Raw genomic sequence first — 16,159 nt, forward strand, 5'->3', positions numbered from 1 at the left:
TGCGGAGCATTGCTTCAGAGCGAATGCTTCAGATTACCGGCGGGGGCTCCCCCACAACCAAATCGGTCCGCCTCCGGGCCGCTCACCGGGCTTGTTGACAACGGTTTCCACTTTAGTTGAAAATGACTGTCATGAACGTACGACGACGTCACATATCCGGCATAGCCCTCGCGGCGGCCGCCACGGTCGGTCTCGGCACCCTCTCGGCCTGCTCCTCGGACAGCACCGCCGCGGGCAACACGGACAAGTTCGACGTCGTCGCGTCGTTCTACCCGATGCAATACCTCGCCGAGCAGATCGGCGGCGACCACGTGAATGTGACGACGCTCACCGAACCGGGCCAGGAACCGCACGACCTGGAGATCAGCGCCCAGCAGACCGCGCGGCTCCAGGAGGCCGACGCGGTCCTCTATCTGAAGGGCCTCCAGCCCGCCGTGGACGAGGCCGTCACACAGGCCGGCGTCAAGAACAAGATCGACGCGGCCGGCCTGACCAAGCTCGAGGACCACGGCGACATCGAGCACGCCCACGAGGGCGAAGAAGCCCACTCCGAGGAGGAGGAGCACGCCCTCGACCCGCACGTCTGGCTGGACCCGGTGAAGTACGCCGAGGTCGCCAAGGGCGTCGCGGCGGCCTTCGAGAAGGCCGACCCGGACCACGCGGCGGACTACGAGAAGAACGCCGAGACGCTGACCGGCAGGCTCGACGAGCTGAACGCCTCCTTCGCGAAGGGCCTGAAGAACACCGAGCGCAAGATCTTCTTCACCAACCACGCCGCCTTCGGCTACCTCGCCGAGCGCTACGGCCTGACCCAGGAGGCCATCACCGGCCTCGACCCGGAGAGCGAGCCGAGCCCGGCCCGGATCAGGGAACTCCAGAAGGAGGCCAGGGCCGACGGCGTCACCACGGTCTTCTACGAGACACTGGTGTCCGACAAGACCGCCAGGACGCTCGCAGGGGACGCGGGACTGAAGACGGCCGTCCTCGACCCGCTCGAGGGCATCACCGACAAGTCCGCGGGCGAGGACTACGTGCAGGTCATGCACTCCAACCTCAAGGCCCTCGAAGCCGCCCTGGGCGCCAAGTGACCGATCCGGAGGACCACATGGGCGAGCCCGTCGTATCCCTGCGCGGCGTCCGCGCCGAACTGGGCGCACGCCCCGTCCTGCGCGGCATCGACCTCACCGTCGGCCGGGGCGAGGTCGTCGCGCTGCTCGGGGCCAACGGCTCCGGCAAGTCGACCGCCGTGCGCGCCGTCATCGGGCAGGTGCCCGTCACCGCCGGGGAGATCGAGCTGTTCGGCACCCCGCGGGCCCGGTTCCGCGACTGGCGGCGCGTGGGCTACGTACCGCAGCGCACGACGGCCGCCGGAGGCGTCCCGGCCACCGTCACCGAGATCGTCTCCTCCGGCAGGCTCTCCCGCGCCCGCTTCGGCGTGCTGCGCAAGGCCGACCACGAGGCCGTCCGCCGCGCCCTGGACCTGGTCGGCATGGGCGACCGGGCCAAGGACTCCGCGGGCGCCCTGTCCGGCGGCCAGCACCAGCGCGTGCTGATCGCCCGCGCGCTCGCCGCCGAACCCGAGCTGCTGATCATGGACGAGCCGATGGCCGGCGTCGACCTGGCCAGCCAGGAGGTGCTCGCGCGGACGCTGCGCGAGCAGGTCGCCCAGGGCGTCTCCGTCCTCCTCGTCCTGCACGAGCTGGGACCGCTGGAGCCCCTCATCGACCGCGCCGTCGTCCTGCGCGAGGGCTGTGTGACGCACGACGGTCCGCCCCCGCGGGCGCTCGGCCAGCACGCCCTGCCCGGTCACGACCACGTACACCCGCACGCCCCCGCGGGCACCGAACCGATTCGCACGGGACTGCTGAGCTGATGGAGATCCTGAACTACGCCTTCATGCAGCGGGCCCTGATCGCCGCCGTCCTGGTCGGCATCACGGCGCCCGCCGTGGGCATCTACCTCGTCCAGCGCCGCCAGGCCCTGATGGGCGACGGCATCGGCCACGTCGCGATGACCGGCGTCGGCCTCGGCTTCGTGCTCTCGTGGTCGCCCGTGTGGATGGCGACGCTCGTCTCCGTCCTCGGCGCCGTGTTGATGGAGCTGATCCGCTGGTACGGCAGGACCCGCGGCGACATCGCCCTCGCGATGCTCTTCTACGGCGGCATGGCGGGCGGCGTGATGCTCATCAACCTCGCGCCGGGCGGCTCGAACACCAACCTCATGTCGTACCTCTTCGGCTCCCTGTCGACGGTGTCCGAGTCCGACGTGACCGCCATCTGCATCCTGGCGGGCTTCGTGATGCTCGTCACCCTCGGCCTGCGCCGCCAGTTGTTCGCGGTCAGCCAGGACGAGGAGTTCGCGCGGGTCACCGGGCTGCCGGTGCGGGCCCTCAACCTGCTCGTCGCGATCACGGCCGCGGTGACGGTCACGGTCGCGATGCGGGTCGTCGGGCTGCTGCTGGTGTCGGCGCTGATGGTGGTCCCGGTGGCGGCCGCCCAGCAGCTGACCCGCAGCTTCGCGGCCACTTTCGCGATCGCCGTGGCGATCGGGGTGAGCGTGATGATCGGCGGCACCGTCACGTCGTACTACCAGGACGTGCCGCCCGGCGCGACGATCGTGCTGCTGGCCATCGCGGTCTTCTTCGGGCTCACCCTGCTGGCCGCCCCGCTGGCGCGCCGCCGCGCACGGGCAGCGGCCGCCGCGCACCCCGCCGGGGACCCCGCGGAGTGCACGATTCCAGCCGCCCGGGGGTCCGAAGGCACCGTCGGCGTCTGACCGGCGACGGATCGGGCTGGCACAATGGCCCGGCAGGTGCAGACGCGAGGAGGCAACGGTGACGACCGCTGGACCGTCCGTGAAAGGCCGCTCCACCCGGCAGCGTGCCGCCGTGGCGGCGGCGCTCGACGAGGTGGACGAGTTCCGCAGTGCGCAGGATCTCCACGACATGCTCAAGCACAAGGGCGACTCGGTGGGCCTGACCACCGTCTACCGCACGCTCCAGTCGCTCGCCGACGCGGGCGAGGTGGACGTCCTGCGCACGTCCGACGGCGAGTCCGTCTACCGCCGCTGCTCCAGCGGCGAGCACCACCACCACCTGGTCTGCCGCGTCTGCGGCAAAGCCGTCGAGGTCGAGGGCCCGGCGGTGGAGAAGTGGGCGGAGGCGATCGCCGCGGAGCACGGCTACGTGAACGTGGCCCACACCGTGGAGATCTTCGGCACCTGCGCGGAGTGCGCGGCGGCCGAGAGCTGAGAGTTCCCGGCCCGCCCGGGCCGGGGAGCGACGAGGGCGGGGTCCGGCAGCGTGGTGCGCTGCCGGACCCCGCCCTCGTGGCGTGCGGACGCTACTGCGGGTTGCCCCGCATGGCCGCCTCCATCGCGAGCAGGTCCTCGTTCGGGACGGCGCCGCCGAAGCGGCGGTCGCGGGAGGCGTACTCGACGCAGGCGCGCCACAGGTCACGGCGGTCGAAGTCCGGCCACAGCACGTCCTGGAACACCATCTCGGCGTAACTGGACTGCCAGATCAGGTAGTTGGAGATGCGCTGCTCACCGCTGGGCCGCAGGAACAGGTCGACGTCCGGCATGTCCGGGTAGTACAGGTACTTCTGGATCGTCTTCTCGGTGACCTTGCCGGGGTCGAGCCGGCCAGCCGCGACATCCGCGGCGAGGGCTTTCGCGGCGTCCGCGAGCTCGGCCCGGCCGCCGTAGTTGACGCAGAAGTACAGCGTCATCCTGTCGTTGTCCCGCGTCTGTTCCTGGGCGACCTGGAGCTCCTGGACGACGGACTTCCACAGCTTGGGCATCCGGCCGACCCAGCGGATGCGGATGCCCAGCTCGTCCATCTCGTCCCGGCGACGGCGGATGACGTCCTTGTTGAAGTTCATCAGGAAGCGGACCTCCTCGGGCGACCGCTTCCAGTTCTCCGTCGAGAAGGCGTACAGGGACAGGTTCTTCACGCCCAGTTCGAGACAGCCCTTGAGGACGTCCATGACGACGCCCTCACCGACCCGGTGCCCCTCGGTGCGCGGCAGCCCGCGCTCCTTGGCCCACCGGCCGTTCCCGTCCATGACGACCGCCACATGGCCGGGGACCAGCTCGCCGGGGAGCTTCGGCGCCGTGGCGCCGGACGGATGCGGCTCCGGCGCCTTGTACTCGCGGCGCTGGCGTCCCAGGATCCCGCGTACGACCATGTGCTTCTCGTCTCCTTGATTTCCGTACGTCTATTTCTCTACGTAGCGCAGGGAGCGCAGGCCGCGCTCCAGGTGCCAGTGCAGATAGGCCGAAACCAGACCGCTGCCCTCGCGGACGTACCGCGGCTCGCAGGCGTCCGCCGTCCCCCAGTCTCCCGCGAGCAGCGCGCCGAGCAGTTCCAGCGCCTGCGCCGAGGGTACGACGCTGCCGGGCACCCGGCAGTCGGCGCAGACGGAGCCGCCCGCGGACACCGAGAAGAACCGGTTCGGGCCGGGCATCCCGCACTTGGCGCAGTCGGTGAAGCTGGGCGCGTAGCCGTTCACCGCGAGGGAGCGCAGCAGGAAGGCGTCCAGGACGAGGTGCGGCTCGTGCTCGCCGCGGGCGAGGGTGCGCAGTCCCCCGACCAGCAGCAGATACTGCTGGACGGCGGGTTCGCCCTCGTGGTCGGTGAACCGCTCCGCGGTCTCCAGCATGGCCGTGCCCGCGGTGTAGCGCGCGTAGTCGGTGACGATCCCGCCGCCGTACGGGGCGATCGTCTCGCTCTGCGTGCACAGCGGCAGCCCGCGCCCGACCAGCTCGCTCCCGCGCGCGAAGAACTGCACGTCCACGTGCGAGAAGGGTTCGAGGCGCGCTCCGAACTTGGACTTGGTGCGCCGCACTCCGCGCGCCACGGCCCGCACGCGCCCGTGTCCGCGGGTCAGCAGCGTGATGATGCGGTCGGCCTCCCCGAGCTTCTGGGTGCGTAGGACGATGCCGTCGTCCCGGAAGAGACTCATCGCCCGCTCCCGCGCTCGTCCGGCCCGCGGGGCGGCCGGTGGTCCCCGGCGGGCCACGGCCCGGCGCGGCCCGGCGCACCGGGCGTCCGGGTGCGCGGCGCGGTGCCGTCGTCGCGGAACAGACTCATGCCTCCCATTCTCGCCCACGGCGTCCGTGCTCCGGGCCGGGCGGCCTCCTTCCGGCGCGGGCGGTCGCCCTTCAGGGCACCTCGCGGCGGGTGCGTGCGACGGCGTACGCCGTGGCGGCGCCGAGCCGCTCCGCCGCGGTGGCACCCCGCACGGCGTCCGGCTCGCAGTCCCACTCCCTGCCGCCGCCGTACGGCCTCAGCTGGACGTACGGCCCCTCGTGCCCCATCACGACGCCCACCCGTCCGGTGCGGAGGTCTACGGCGTGCGCCCCGATCGGCGGCTTCACCGGGAGATCCGGGCGGCCGGTGGACGTCGCCGGGATCCCTGCTCCTGCCGCCCGCGATTCCTTCACTGCTTCCTCCGCCTCGTCGACGTGGGGCGCCGACCCGCCCGGGGCGGTACGTGTTTCCGCCCCTCCCGTGCTCCCCGCCGCCTGCGAGTTTCACTCTTCGCATGCGGAACGTGACGCACCGCGTCTACACTCGCCGGCGGTCCGGACTCCGCACGTGCGCGGCGGGATCCGGCGCACTCGTGTGCGCGGCGGACGATGCCTCAGGCGTCGCTCTCAGTCCGGGAAGCGGCGCACGTACCGCCGCTGCCAGGGTGTCTCCACGGCCCGAGGGTCGTAGTGGGCGCGGACGAACGCGACGGCCTCCGCCGGCGGCACCCCGTCCAGGACGGCCAGGCAGGCGAGGGCCGTCCCGGTGCGGCCGCGGCCACCGCCGCAGGCGAGTTCGACGCGCTGGACGGCGGCGCGCTCCCAGGCGGTGGTGAGCACCTCGCGCGCCTCGGCACGGCTGCCCGGCAGCCGGAAGTCCGGCCAGCGCAGCCAGTACGACTCCCAGGGCACCTCGGGCGGCCGGCCGCCGAGGAGGTACACGGCGTACGCCGGGACGGGGGCGTCGGCCGGGAGCGGGCGGCGCAGGGCACGGCCGCGGACCAGGCGCCCGGAGGGAAGGCGCAGCACTCCGGCCCCGGCCGGGTTCCAGGTGTCGGTCACCGCCCCAGCGTAGGACGCACCGAACGCCGAGCGGTCCCGCCACGGGACACGTGCCCCGCGCGCAGCGTCCGCCCGGCGCTGGACACGTGCGCCACACCGAACGGCCCGCCCACTGGAGGACGGGACCCCGTCCCGTGCGGCCCGGTCAGCCCACTCCGTGGGACTCCTGAGCGGCCCGGGACTCGATGCCGCGGAAGTGGTCCGCCATCGCGCGCTGCGCGGCCTCGACGTCACGGGCGCGCAGGGCCGTGACGATGTCGCGGTGGCGGCGGACGGTCAGCCCGGGCGCCGGGTCGTCCGTCCAGCCGCGGGCGCCGGCGACCCGCCGGAAGACGGTCCAGAAGGCGCCGAGGAGCTGCGGGACGAGGGCGTTGCCGAGCGAGGCGTAGAGCAACTCGTGGAACTCGCGGTCGAGTTCGGGGAAGGGCAGCCCCTTGCCACCCGCCTCCTCCATCCGGGCGACCACGGCTTCGAGGCGGTCGAGCTCGGCTTCGGAGAGCGTGGCCGCGACCCGGCGGATCAGGCCCTCCTCCAGCACCTCGCGGACCTGGAGGATCTCGGTCAGCGCGCTGGTGTCGTCGTCCTGCCGGGCGAGCGTGCGGAAGGTGAGGCCGTCGACGAGGGGCGTCAGCGAGGCCTGGCCGACATAGGTGCCGTAGCCGTGCCTGATCTCGACTATGTCCAGGGCCTGGAGGGCCTTGAGTGCCTCGCGGACGGAGTTGCGGCTCACTCCGAGGTCCTCCATCAGCTCGGTCTCGGTGGGCAGCGAGGCGCCCGCCTTGAGCCTGCGGTCGAGGATCAGCTGCACGACCTCGCGCTGGATCTGGCTGCTCACCCGCCGTTCACGGGCGATGCGCGTCCCGGCGGGCCTGGGCCGGTTCCCGGTCTCCTCAACCATGGGCCGCATCGTACGCTCGCCCGACATCGGACGTCCCACCTCGCGCCGGATCAAACCTCAACCGCCCTGGTTTCACGGCTCCGTCGGTCGCACCCGTGCAAGACGCGCCATTCGTGCGCCACCCCTTGACCGTCCTCGCGGCCCCTCCTATGGTCGCGCTGCCGCCCATGACGTAGGACGTCGTATCTCCCCTCGTTCGAGCCGCTCTCCCACTCCTGCTGGAGGAACCGTGCGCGACGTGACCCCCGTTCCGGCGCCGCACCGCCGGTCGTTCCTGAAGTACGGCGGCGCGCTGGGCGCGGCCGCCGCCGTCTCCTCGTCGCTGTCCGCCTGCTCGTCCGGGCCCGAGTCCACGAACGACACCGGCGGCGGGAAGGGGGGCGAGGGCGGCACCCTGACCGCCGTCATCGGCTACGGCAACGACGGCAGCTGGGATCCGACGCAGACCGCGTCCGCGTTCTGCATGGCCGCCAACAACCACATCTACGAGGGCCTGCTCGACACCGACCCGATCTCCCGCGAACCGTACGCGGCCCTGGCCACCGAGGTGCCCGCCGATCTGACGGGCATCTCCTGGAAGTTCCGGCTGCGCCCGGGCGCCACGTTCCACGACGGCAGGCCCGTCACGGCGGACGACGTCGTCTTCGTCTTCGACCGGATCCTCGACCCGAGGACGCAGACGCTCGCCAAGGGCTTCTTCGCCGGCTGGCTCAGGACGGTCCGCAGGATCGACGCGCAGAACGTCGAGCTGATCCTCAAGTTCCCCTTCCCCGAGGGGATCTCGCGGCTCACCCTGGCGAAGATCATGCCGAAGCACGTCTTCTCGAAACCGGGCGCCTGGGACGAGGCGATCAAGGGCAGAGCGGTCGGCTCGGGTCCCTACCGGCAGACCGCCCACCACCCGAAGTCGAACACCACCTTCGAGGCCTTCGCCGACTACAACGGCCCGCGCAAGGCGGCCTTCGCGAAGATGAACTGGCTGACCATCGTGGACGCCGCACCCCGCGTCGCGAAGATCTCGGGGGCGAGCGCGGGAGCGCAGATCGCCGACAACATCCCCTACGCCAACATCGAGCAGCTGAGGAAGAGCGGCATGACCGTCCGGGGCGGGGCCGGCATGAACAACCTCTTCCTCATGTTCAACACCCGCCACAAGCCCTTCGACGACGTGCGGGTCCGCCAGGCGCTGCACTACGCCATCGACACCGGCAAGATGATCGAGGTCGCCCTGAAGGGGCACGGCAGGGCCGCGACCTCCTTCCTGAACGAGGCCAACCCCGCCCACCGGCCCGCCAAGACCGTCTACACGTACGACCCGGACCGGGCGCGCAGACTCCTGAAGGAGGCGGGGGCCGAGGGGCTGAGGATCGACATCCTCGCGGTCAACGTCAGCTGGATCGTGGACTGTCTGCCGACCATCAAGGCGTCCTGGGACGCGGTCGGCGTGCGGACCACCCTCTCGCCGCAGGAGACCACGGCCGTGTTCACGAAGATGGACCAGAAGCGGGACTACCAGGTGGTGGCCGCCGCCTCGAACCCGAACCAGTTCGGCCTCGACGCCGACCTGATCATGCACTACAACCACGGCCCCCAGAACCTGTGGATGGGTTACGCCCGCTGGGCCGGCGACCCCGTGGCCAGGAAGCTCTTCAAGGACATGGACCAGGCGACGCGGGAGCCCGACCCCGACCGCAAGAAGACGATGATCCAGGACTACATCGACGTCGTCGCGGAACAGGCCGTTCTCTACCCGGTGGTGCACAACGAGCTGATGACGGCCTGGGACCCGGAGCGGATCACGGGCGTGCGCGCCCAGCCCTACCCGGGCGTCAACCTCCTCCAGGCCAAGTGGGCCTGACCGGCGGGCGGGAGTAGTCGTCCGTGGTCACCGTCGCCCGCATTCTGGCCCGCCGCATCGCCCTGCTGGTGCCGCTGCTGCTGGGCATCGTGCTGTTCGTGTTCCTGGTGATGCGCTTCTCGGACGTCGATCCGGCGTCCGCGTTCTTCCAGGGCGCCAACCCGACACCCCGGCAACTGCACGACTTCCGGGAGGAGAACGGTCTGCTCGACCCGTTCCCGGTGCGCTACGTCCATTTCATCGGCGACCTGCTCCACGGCGACCTGGGCATCAGCGCGCTGACCCGGGCCCCGGTCGCCGACCAGGTCACCACCGCGCTGCCGCTCACCCTCCAGCTCACCTTCCTCGGGCTGGGCATCGCCGTGGTCCTCGCGCTGCTCGGCGGGGTCACCGCGGCGATCCACCGGGACCGGCTGCCCGACCAGGTCATCCGGGTCGTCTCGCTGACCGGCGTCGCGGCCCCCGGCTTCTGGCTGGCGCTGCTGATGATCCAGTACCTCGCGGTCGGCCGGGGCTGGTTCCCGACCGGCGGTTACGTCAACCCCGGTGACTCGCCGACCGGCTGGCTGAAGACCATGACATTGCCGGCCTTCGCGCTGTCGCTGCCGGTCGCGGCCCAGCTCACCCGGATCGTGCGCACGGCCGTCGTGGAGGAACTCGACAAGGACTACGTGCGGACGGCGATCGGCAGCGGGCTGCCGCCCGTCGTGGTCGTCGGCCGGAACGTCCTGCGCAACGCCCTGATCAATCCGCTGACCGTACTGGGCCTGCGGGTCGGGTATCTGCTCGGCGGGGCGGTCGTCATCGAGACGATCTTCTCCCTGCCCGGCATGGGCAAACTGATGATCGACGCGGTGAAGAACGGTGATCCGGCGGTCGTCCAGGGCGTCGTCCTGACGACGGCCACGGGTTTCGTGGTCGTGAACCTCGCCATCGACATCCTCTACCTGCTGGTCAATCCGCGGCTGCGGGACGCGGCCCGGTGACCCCCGCGGCCCGCCGCCCGGCGACCACCCCGGGAGACATGGTCCGATGATCACTCGTACGCGTCTGACGGAGGCGCTCTCCCGTCCAGGTGTCCGGCTGCGCGGCCTGCGCCGGCTGCCGCCGCTCTCCAAGGCCGCGGTGTGCTTCCTCGCCCTGGTCGTCCTGCTGGCGGTGTCCGCCCCGCTGCTCGCCCCGCACGACCCGCTCGACCAGCAGACCCCGGTGGACGGCAGCGGCCACCCGTCCGGCGCGCACTGGATGGGCCAGGACAGCCTCGGCCGCGACATCCTCAGCCGCCTGATGCACGGCGCCCGCTGGTCCCTCGCCATCGGCCTGGGCGCCACCGCGCTCGCCCTCCTCGCGGGAGCCCTGCTCGGCGCGGTCGCGGCGACCTCCCGCAAGGCCGTCGACGAGACGCTGATGCGCTGCCTCGACGTCGTGATGGCCTTCCCCGGCATCGCGCTCGCGGCGGTCCTGGTCGCCGTGTTCGGCGGCGGCATCACCGTCCTGATCTGCGCGATCGCGTTCCTGTTCACCCCGCCGGTGGCCCGCGTGGTCCGGGCGAACGTCCTCGACCAGTACGGCGAGGACTACGTCACCGCGGAGCGGGTGATCGGCGCCCGCACCCCGCACATCGTGCTGCGGCACGTGGCCGTCAACTGCGCCGCCCCCGTGCTGGTGTTCTGCACCGTCCAGGTCGCCGAGGCCGTCGTCTTCGAGGCGTCGCTGTCCTTCATCGGCGCGGGCGTGCGCCCGCCGGACCCGTCGTGGGGCAGTGTCATCGCCGACGGCAAGAACATGGTGCTGACCGGCGGCTGGTGGGCGACCGTCTTCCCCGGGCTGTTGATGCTGGTCACCGTCCTGTCGCTGAACATCCTGTCCGAGGGGGTCTCCGACGCCTGGGCGGCGCCGGCCGCCCGCGAGGTCGCGACGCGCAGGGACGCGGATCCCCTGGAGGCACCCCGGCCGGGCAGCGGCCGGGTCCTCGAACTGCCGGGGCTCACCGAGGCCGCACGACGCCTGCGGTCCCGGGCCAGGCCGCTGCCGGCCGGGCCGCCGGTCCTGTCCGTGGAGAACCTGGCCATCGGGTTCGACGCCCGGCACGGCGGGGTGGACATCGTCGACGGCATCAGCTTCGACGTCCACCGCGGTGAGGTCCTGGGCCTGGTCGGCGAGTCGGGCTGCGGGAAGTCGCTGACCGCACTGGCGGTGATGGGCCTGGAGCCGAAGGGCGCGCGCGTCCGCGGCCGGGTGCGCTTCGACGGCCGGGAGCTGACGGGCGAACCGATGCGGGTCCGGCGCCGGCTGCTCGGGCACGAGATGGCGATGGTCTACCAGGACGCCCTGTCCTCCCTCAACCCCGCGATGACGATCCGCGCGCAGTTGCGGCAGGTCGTCCGCAGGGGCGGCGACCGCACCCCCGCCGAACTGCTGGCCCTGGTCGGCCTCGATCCCGCCCGCACCCTGCGCAGCTATCCGCACGAACTGTCGGGAGGCCAGCGCCAGCGCGTCCTGATCGCCATGGCGCTGTCCCGCGGCCCGCGGCTGATCGTCGCCGACGAGCCGACCACCGCGCTCGACGTGACGGTCCAGGCGCAGATCATCGAACTGCTGCTGCGTCTGCGCGCGGAACTCGGCTTCGCCCTGGTCCTCGTCTCGCACGACCTCGCGCTCGTCGCCGACGTCACCGACCGGGTGGTGGTCATGTACGGCGGTCGGATCGTGGAGACGGGCGTGACCGCGGACCTGGTGGAGGCACCGGCACACCACTACACGCGGGGGCTCCTCGGCAGCGTGCTGTCGCTGGAGTCGGCGGCCGTGCGGATGACGCAGATCAGGGGAGTCGTGCCCTCCCCCGCCGACTTCCCGGCGGGCTGCCGGTTCGCCGACCGCTGCCCGCTGGCGGGCGAGGTCTGCCGGGCGGTGGCGCCACCGTTGCGGGGCCGGGCCGCGCACACGGCCGCCTGCCACCACCCCGCGGTCGACCTGACCGCGGGGGCCGCCACCGCCACCGGGAACGAGGCCGTCACGTGACCACGCACAGCGGGCGGAACGACCGCACGAGCGCGCTCGTCACGCTGTCCGGCGCCCATGTCGTCCACAAGGCCCGCAGCGGCGGCCTGTTCACCCGGGACCGGGTGTACGCGCTCACGGGAGCCGACCTGGCCGTCGCGCCCGGCGAGACGGTCGGTGTGGTCGGGGAGTCCGGCTGCGGCAAGTCGACCCTCGCCAAAGTGCTGGTGGGGGTGGAGCGGCCGACGTCGGGCACGGTGTCCTTCCGGGGCCGCGACCTGTGGACCATGAAACCCGCCGAGCGGCGCCTGGCCGTCGGCGGCGGCACGGGCATGATCTTCCAGGACCCGTCGACCGCGCTGAACCGCCGGCTGACGATCCGGCGGATCCTGCGCGACCCGCTGGACGTGCACCGGCGCGGCACGCCTGCCCAGCGGGAGGACCGGGTCCGGGAGCTGATGTCGCTGGTCGGGCTGCCGGCCGCGCTGGCCGACGGCCTGCCGGGGCAGCTGTCCGGCGGTCAGCGCCAGCGCGTGGCGATCGCGCGGGCCCTGGCACTCGACCCGGAGCTGGTGGTGGCCGACGAGCCGACCAGCGCCCTGGACGTCTCCGTACGCGCCCAGATCCTCAACCTCCTCCTCGACCTGAAGGAACGCCTCGGTCTGGCACTGGTGTTCGTCTCGCACGACATCCAGACGGTGCGCCGGATGAGCGACCGGGTCGTCACCATGTACCTGGGCCGGATCGTCGAGGAGTCCCCGGCCGAGGAGGTCACCGACCGCGCCAGGCACCCGTACACCCGCGCCCTCTTCTCCGCGACGCCCGGGCTGCTGGACCCCATCGACCCCATCCCGCTGGCCGGCCCGGTGCCCTCGGCGACCCGCCCGCCCAGCGGCTGCCCGTTCCGCACCCGCTGCTGGAAGGCCGACGACGTCTGCGCCGAGCTGATGCCGGACTTCGCGGCGGCGTCCTCGCCGGAGCACCGCTTCCGCTGCCACCATCCTGTGCAGGAGGACCAGTCGACGCGGGACCTGGTGGCACAGGCCACCGCCGCGACGGGTGCGCCCTCCCCGGCCGTCACCCCGGCCGGCATCCCGGCCCAGCAACAGCCCTAGGGAGCACCGATGTCGATCCCCGCCCCGCTGCGCGGTGTCGTACCGCCCGTCTGCACGCCCCTGACACCGGACGGCGAGGTGGACGTCCGCTCGCTCGTCGCGCTGGTGGACCATCTGGTGGCGGGCGGGGTGCACGCGCTGTTCGTCCTGGGCTCGACGTCGGAGGCCGCGTATCTGACGGACGCGCAGCGCAGACTGGTCGTGGAGACCGTGGCCGGTCATGTCGCCGGCCGGCTGCCCGTCCTCGCCGGAGCCATCGACATGACGACCCCCCGCGTCCTCGACCACGTCGCGGCCGTCACCGCCGCCGGCGCGGACGCCGTCGTGGCCACCGCGCCCTTCTACACCCGCACCCATCCCGCCGAGATCGCCCGCCACTACCGGCTGCTCGCCGCCCGATCGCCGGTACCGGTCTTCGCCTACGACCTCCCCGTCGGCGTCCACACCAAGCTGTCCGCCGAGCTGGTCCTCGAACTCGCCGCCGACGGCACCCTGGCCGGGCTCAAGGACTCCAGCGGCGACCTCGCCGCCTTCCGTACGGTCGTGCTCGGCGCCCGCGCGCACCCGGACATCGCCCGCTTCACCGTCCTGACCGGCTCCGAGCTGATCGCCGACGCCGCGCTCGCGCTGGGGGCGGACGGCGTCGTGCCCGGCCTCGGGAACGTCGATCCCGCCGGGTACGTACGGCTGGACCGGCTCTGCCGGGAGGGCGACCGGGCGGGGGCACGGGCCGAGCAGGAGAGGTTGTGCGCGCTGTTCGGGATGGTGGGGGCCGGGGACCCCGGCCGGATGGGGAGCAGCTCGTCGGCGCTCGGCGCGTTCAAGGCCGCGCTGCACCTCCGGGGCGTCATCGCGTGCCCGGCCACGGCGGAGCCGCAGGTGCCCCTGTCGGAGGCAGAGGTGGAGCGGGTGGGGAAGTACCTGGCGGCGGCGGGGCTGCTGTGAGGGGTTCTCCGCCCCGGCGCCGGAAGGCCGGCGGGGGCTAACCGCTCAGCGGCACCCGGCGGAACTCGATCGTCTCGTACGGTCCCGCCGTACCCGTCTCGTACAGCACGCCGACCCTGCCGGCACTCAGCTGCACGAGGTCGGAGTACGCCGCCCGGCGCTGTGAGAGCGTCACCGCCCGGACGAAGGTCGCCCCGGCGTCCCCGCTGCGCCAGACGGCCATCGCCTGCCGGGCGTTCGGGACGGAGGGCCCCGAGAAGAGCAGCGGACCGTTCGCCCCGCTCAGTCGCAGCACGCTGCCCTGGACGACCGGCACGTCGTCCAGGGTGGACTGCACGGCGTACGGCCGGTCCAGTGTCCGCCCGCCGTCGCTGGAGTAGCTGTCGAGCCGGTTGCCCGCGCTGGTCCCGTTCTGGTCCCGGGCGCTGAAGTAGAGCCGTCCGTCGGCCAGTTCGGCGGCGCTGCTCTCGTTGGCGTTGTCGTGCCCGTCGTAGGAGTCGTCGGCGTAGCCCGGCCGCCAGCTGCGGCCGCCGTCGTCGCTCAGCAGGGCGTGGGCGCCGTAGTACCTGGCCTCCTGGCCGGTGTCGGCGGAGCCCTCGGGCGGCGCGGCGGAGTGGTTGGACGGCACGACCAGGCGCCCGGCGTGCGGCCCGCGGGTGAGGGCGACCGCGTGTCCCGGCCCGGTCGCGTACCACCGCCAGTCCGGCCGCTTCGCCTGTGCCGTGATGTCGCGCGGGGCGGAGAAGCGGCGCCCGTCGTCGCGGCTCGTCTGCACGAAGACGCGGCGGCTGCGCGCGGGCGTCACCTCCCCGCGCATGATCTGCGCCTCGGTCACGGTTCCGGCGTTGTACGAGGTGACGAGGACGATCCGGCCGGACCGCGGGTCGATCACGGGTGCCGGGTTGCCCCGGGTGTCGCCGTTCCCGGCGGCGACGACGCGCAGTGGCCCCCAGGTGCAGCCGCCGTCGAAGGAGCGTCTGAGGACGACGTCGATGTCGCCGGTGTCGCCCGCGCCGTCGTGCCTGCCCTCGGCGAAGGCGAGCACGGTACCGGTGGGCGTCCTGAGGGTCGCCGGGATGCGGTAGGTGTCGTAACCGTCCCGGCCCGCGGTGTAGGGCACGGACGAGGTGCAGCCCCGTGCGGCGGCCGGGGCGGCGGACGCGGCGCCGGCCCCCGCTCCGGTGACCGCGAGGGCGGCGAGGAGTCCCGCGGCCGCGGCCGACGCGGTCGTACGGCTCGTGAGGGTCATGACGCTCCCGGGACTGCGAGGGACATGGGACGTGGGACGTGGGACGTGGGACGTCCGTGGGCCCCGGTGAAGCTACTGCGCCCCGGACGGCTCGGCAACACCCGCCCACGCACGGCGTGTGCACGGCGTTGCGCACGCGGGGACCCGGCCCACGAAGTCCTAGGACGGCGTACGCGCCGTCGCCAGCAGCCGGGTCACGTCGTCCGAGCAGATCGTGAGCGCCGCGCCCACCGTGGCGAGGACGTCCCGCTCGGCCGGCGTGTAGGGGCCGTCGGCCAGGGCGATGCGGGCGCCCTGGAGCAGGACCGCCTCCCTGCCGACGGCGGCGAGGTGCGGCGCCAGCGGGTCGAGGGCCTCGTGGAGCTCGATGGCCAGCCCCGCCCCGCACGGTTCGCCGAAGAAGCGGCCCGTGTCGGCGGCGAGGGCCTCCACGAGGGCGTTCAGCTGCTCCTCGGTGCAGTCGTCGAAGCCGGCGGCGCGCACCGCGGCGGCCGCGGTCTCCAGGGCGGCGCGGGAGCAGGTGCCGCCCGCCGCGAGGATCGCGAGCGCGACCGTGTGCACGGCGTCGCGGAGCATCGCCGAGAAGCGGGTCGTGGTGGGGTGGTCGAGGACGTCGGTGCCGAAGTGCCCGCGGCAGGCGGCGCATTCGACGACGGGACCGGTCTCGCCGCGGGCGAGGAGCGGGACACCGAGGAGGGTGAAGCGGCGGCGGCCGGTCAGCCGCTGGTAGTTGCGGTCGCCCCCGCAGCCGGGGCAGAAGAACTCGCCGTCACCGGCGGCGGTCCACGCGGTGCGGGTGCCTAGAACGCGGGATACACGACCATCGCGGACAATACGGTCGTCTCGTCCCCATCCTGGCAGCACGTCGCACCTCCGTAACCCCGCGGCAGCATCGCCGCGTTGGCGTGATGTTAGCCACATTGTCGACGCGGAGTCAGTACCCCGGGCGAGACCTCTGCCTGCCCCGGCCCGGGTTTGGCCGGTAAACGACGGGGCCCGTT

Annotated in this window: 16 protein-coding genes; 9 read left to right on the forward strand and 7 right to left on the reverse strand. The window is 72.7% G+C overall.

What is annotated here, in order from left to right; genetic code table 11:
* Positions 1 to 131: 131 nt before the first annotated feature.
* From ACFYP4_RS05915 to ACFYP4_RS05930, 4 genes are read left to right on the forward strand one after another with little or no spacing between them, the layout of a single operon-like run.
* A complete protein-coding gene (locus ACFYP4_RS05915) occupies positions 132 to 1,088 on the forward strand; it encodes a zinc ABC transporter substrate-binding protein (RefSeq protein WP_358851067.1) in 957 nt (318 codons plus the stop codon).
* A 17-nt stretch (positions 1,089 to 1,105) separates the two neighbouring features.
* Positions 1,106 to 1,873: a metal ABC transporter ATP-binding protein gene (locus ACFYP4_RS05920; protein ID WP_358851066.1), complete on the forward strand. Its 768-nt coding sequence runs from the start codon at positions 1,106 to 1,108 to the stop codon at positions 1,871 to 1,873.
* Positions 1,873 to 2,775: a metal ABC transporter permease gene (locus tag ACFYP4_RS05925; RefSeq protein ID WP_358851065.1), complete on the forward strand. Its 903-nt coding sequence runs from the start codon at positions 1,873 to 1,875 to the stop codon at positions 2,773 to 2,775. The genes ACFYP4_RS05920 and ACFYP4_RS05925 overlap by 1 nt, the downstream gene beginning before the upstream one ends.
* 58 nt (positions 2,776 to 2,833) lie before the next feature.
* Complete coding sequence (locus ACFYP4_RS05930; protein ID WP_358851064.1) at positions 2,834 to 3,250, forward strand: transcriptional repressor; 417 nt, start codon at positions 2,834 to 2,836, stop codon at positions 3,248 to 3,250.
* A 91-nt stretch (positions 3,251 to 3,341) separates the two neighbouring features.
* On the opposite strand, the gene ACFYP4_RS05935 is transcribed toward ACFYP4_RS05930, so the two are convergent.
* The 5 genes from ACFYP4_RS05935 to ACFYP4_RS05955 form a co-directional block, all read right to left on the reverse strand.
* Positions 3,342 to 4,187, reverse strand: coding sequence for an isoprenyl transferase (locus tag ACFYP4_RS05935; protein WP_358851063.1), 846 nt, complete (start codon positions 4,185 to 4,187; stop codon positions 3,342 to 3,344).
* Positions 4,188 to 4,217: 30 nt separating this feature from the next.
* Positions 4,218 to 4,964 carry a DNA repair protein RecO gene (gene recO, locus ACFYP4_RS05940; protein WP_388783176.1) on the reverse strand — a complete coding sequence of 249 codons (747 nt, stop codon included), beginning with the start codon at positions 4,962 to 4,964 and terminating at the stop codon, positions 4,218 to 4,220.
* A 199-nt stretch (positions 4,965 to 5,163) separates the two neighbouring features.
* The gene (locus ACFYP4_RS05945) at positions 5,164 to 5,379 is read right to left on the reverse strand and encodes a hypothetical protein (protein ID WP_358851061.1); all 216 of its coding nucleotides are present in this window, start codon (positions 5,377 to 5,379) and stop codon (positions 5,164 to 5,166) included.
* 279 nt (positions 5,380 to 5,658) lie between these two features.
* Positions 5,659 to 6,093 carry a protein phosphatase gene (locus ACFYP4_RS05950; RefSeq protein WP_358851060.1) on the reverse strand — a complete coding sequence of 145 codons (435 nt, stop codon included), beginning with the start codon at positions 6,091 to 6,093 and terminating at the stop codon, positions 5,659 to 5,661.
* A 145-nt stretch (positions 6,094 to 6,238) separates the two neighbouring features.
* A complete protein-coding gene (locus ACFYP4_RS05955) occupies positions 6,239 to 7,000 on the reverse strand; it encodes a FadR/GntR family transcriptional regulator (protein ID WP_388783834.1) in 762 nt (253 codons plus the stop codon).
* 220 nt (positions 7,001 to 7,220) lie between these two features.
* Here ACFYP4_RS05955 and ACFYP4_RS05960 point away from each other — a divergent pair, with 220 nt between their 5' ends.
* The 5 genes from ACFYP4_RS05960 to ACFYP4_RS05980 are packed head-to-tail and all read left to right on the forward strand — an operon-like array spanning position 7,221 to position 13,909.
* The gene (locus tag ACFYP4_RS05960) at positions 7,221 to 8,849 is read left to right on the forward strand and encodes an ABC transporter substrate-binding protein (protein WP_388783180.1); all 1,629 of its coding nucleotides are present in this window, start codon (positions 7,221 to 7,223) and stop codon (positions 8,847 to 8,849) included.
* 23 nt (positions 8,850 to 8,872) lie between these two features.
* Entirely contained in the window at positions 8,873 to 9,835 is a 963-nt protein-coding gene (locus ACFYP4_RS05965; protein WP_358851057.1) for an ABC transporter permease, read from the forward strand.
* A gap of 46 nt (positions 9,836 to 9,881) precedes the next feature.
* Positions 9,882 to 11,870: a dipeptide/oligopeptide/nickel ABC transporter permease/ATP-binding protein gene (locus tag ACFYP4_RS05970; protein ID WP_358851056.1), complete on the forward strand. Its 1,989-nt coding sequence runs from the start codon at positions 9,882 to 9,884 to the stop codon at positions 11,868 to 11,870.
* A complete protein-coding gene (locus ACFYP4_RS05975; RefSeq protein ID WP_388783183.1) occupies positions 11,867 to 12,964 on the forward strand; it encodes an oligopeptide/dipeptide ABC transporter ATP-binding protein in 1,098 nt (365 codons plus the stop codon). Before ACFYP4_RS05970 ends, ACFYP4_RS05975 begins: the two co-directional genes overlap by 4 nt.
* 9 nt (positions 12,965 to 12,973) lie before the next feature.
* Positions 12,974 to 13,909 (forward strand): dihydrodipicolinate synthase family protein, encoded by a 936-nt coding sequence (locus tag ACFYP4_RS05980; RefSeq protein ID WP_358851054.1) that lies wholly within the window; start codon positions 12,974 to 12,976, stop codon positions 13,907 to 13,909.
* 37 nt (positions 13,910 to 13,946) lie between these two features.
* On the opposite strand, the gene ACFYP4_RS05985 is transcribed toward ACFYP4_RS05980, so the two are convergent.
* Both ACFYP4_RS05985 and ACFYP4_RS05990 read right to left on the reverse strand, forming a co-directional pair.
* Positions 13,947 to 15,158, reverse strand: a complete 1,212-nt coding sequence (locus tag ACFYP4_RS05985; protein WP_358851053.1) for a sialidase family protein — start codon at positions 15,156 to 15,158, stop codon at positions 13,947 to 13,949.
* Between the two features lie 159 nt (positions 15,159 to 15,317).
* Positions 15,318 to 16,022 (reverse strand): TerB family tellurite resistance protein, encoded by a 705-nt coding sequence (locus ACFYP4_RS05990; RefSeq protein ID WP_358851052.1) that lies wholly within the window; start codon positions 16,020 to 16,022, stop codon positions 15,318 to 15,320.
* Between the last annotated feature and the right edge of the window lie 137 nt (positions 16,023 to 16,159).

The organism is Streptomyces sp. NPDC005551, assembly GCF_042871785.1.
Taxonomy (GTDB): domain Bacteria; phylum Actinomycetota; class Actinomycetes; order Streptomycetales; family Streptomycetaceae; genus Streptomyces.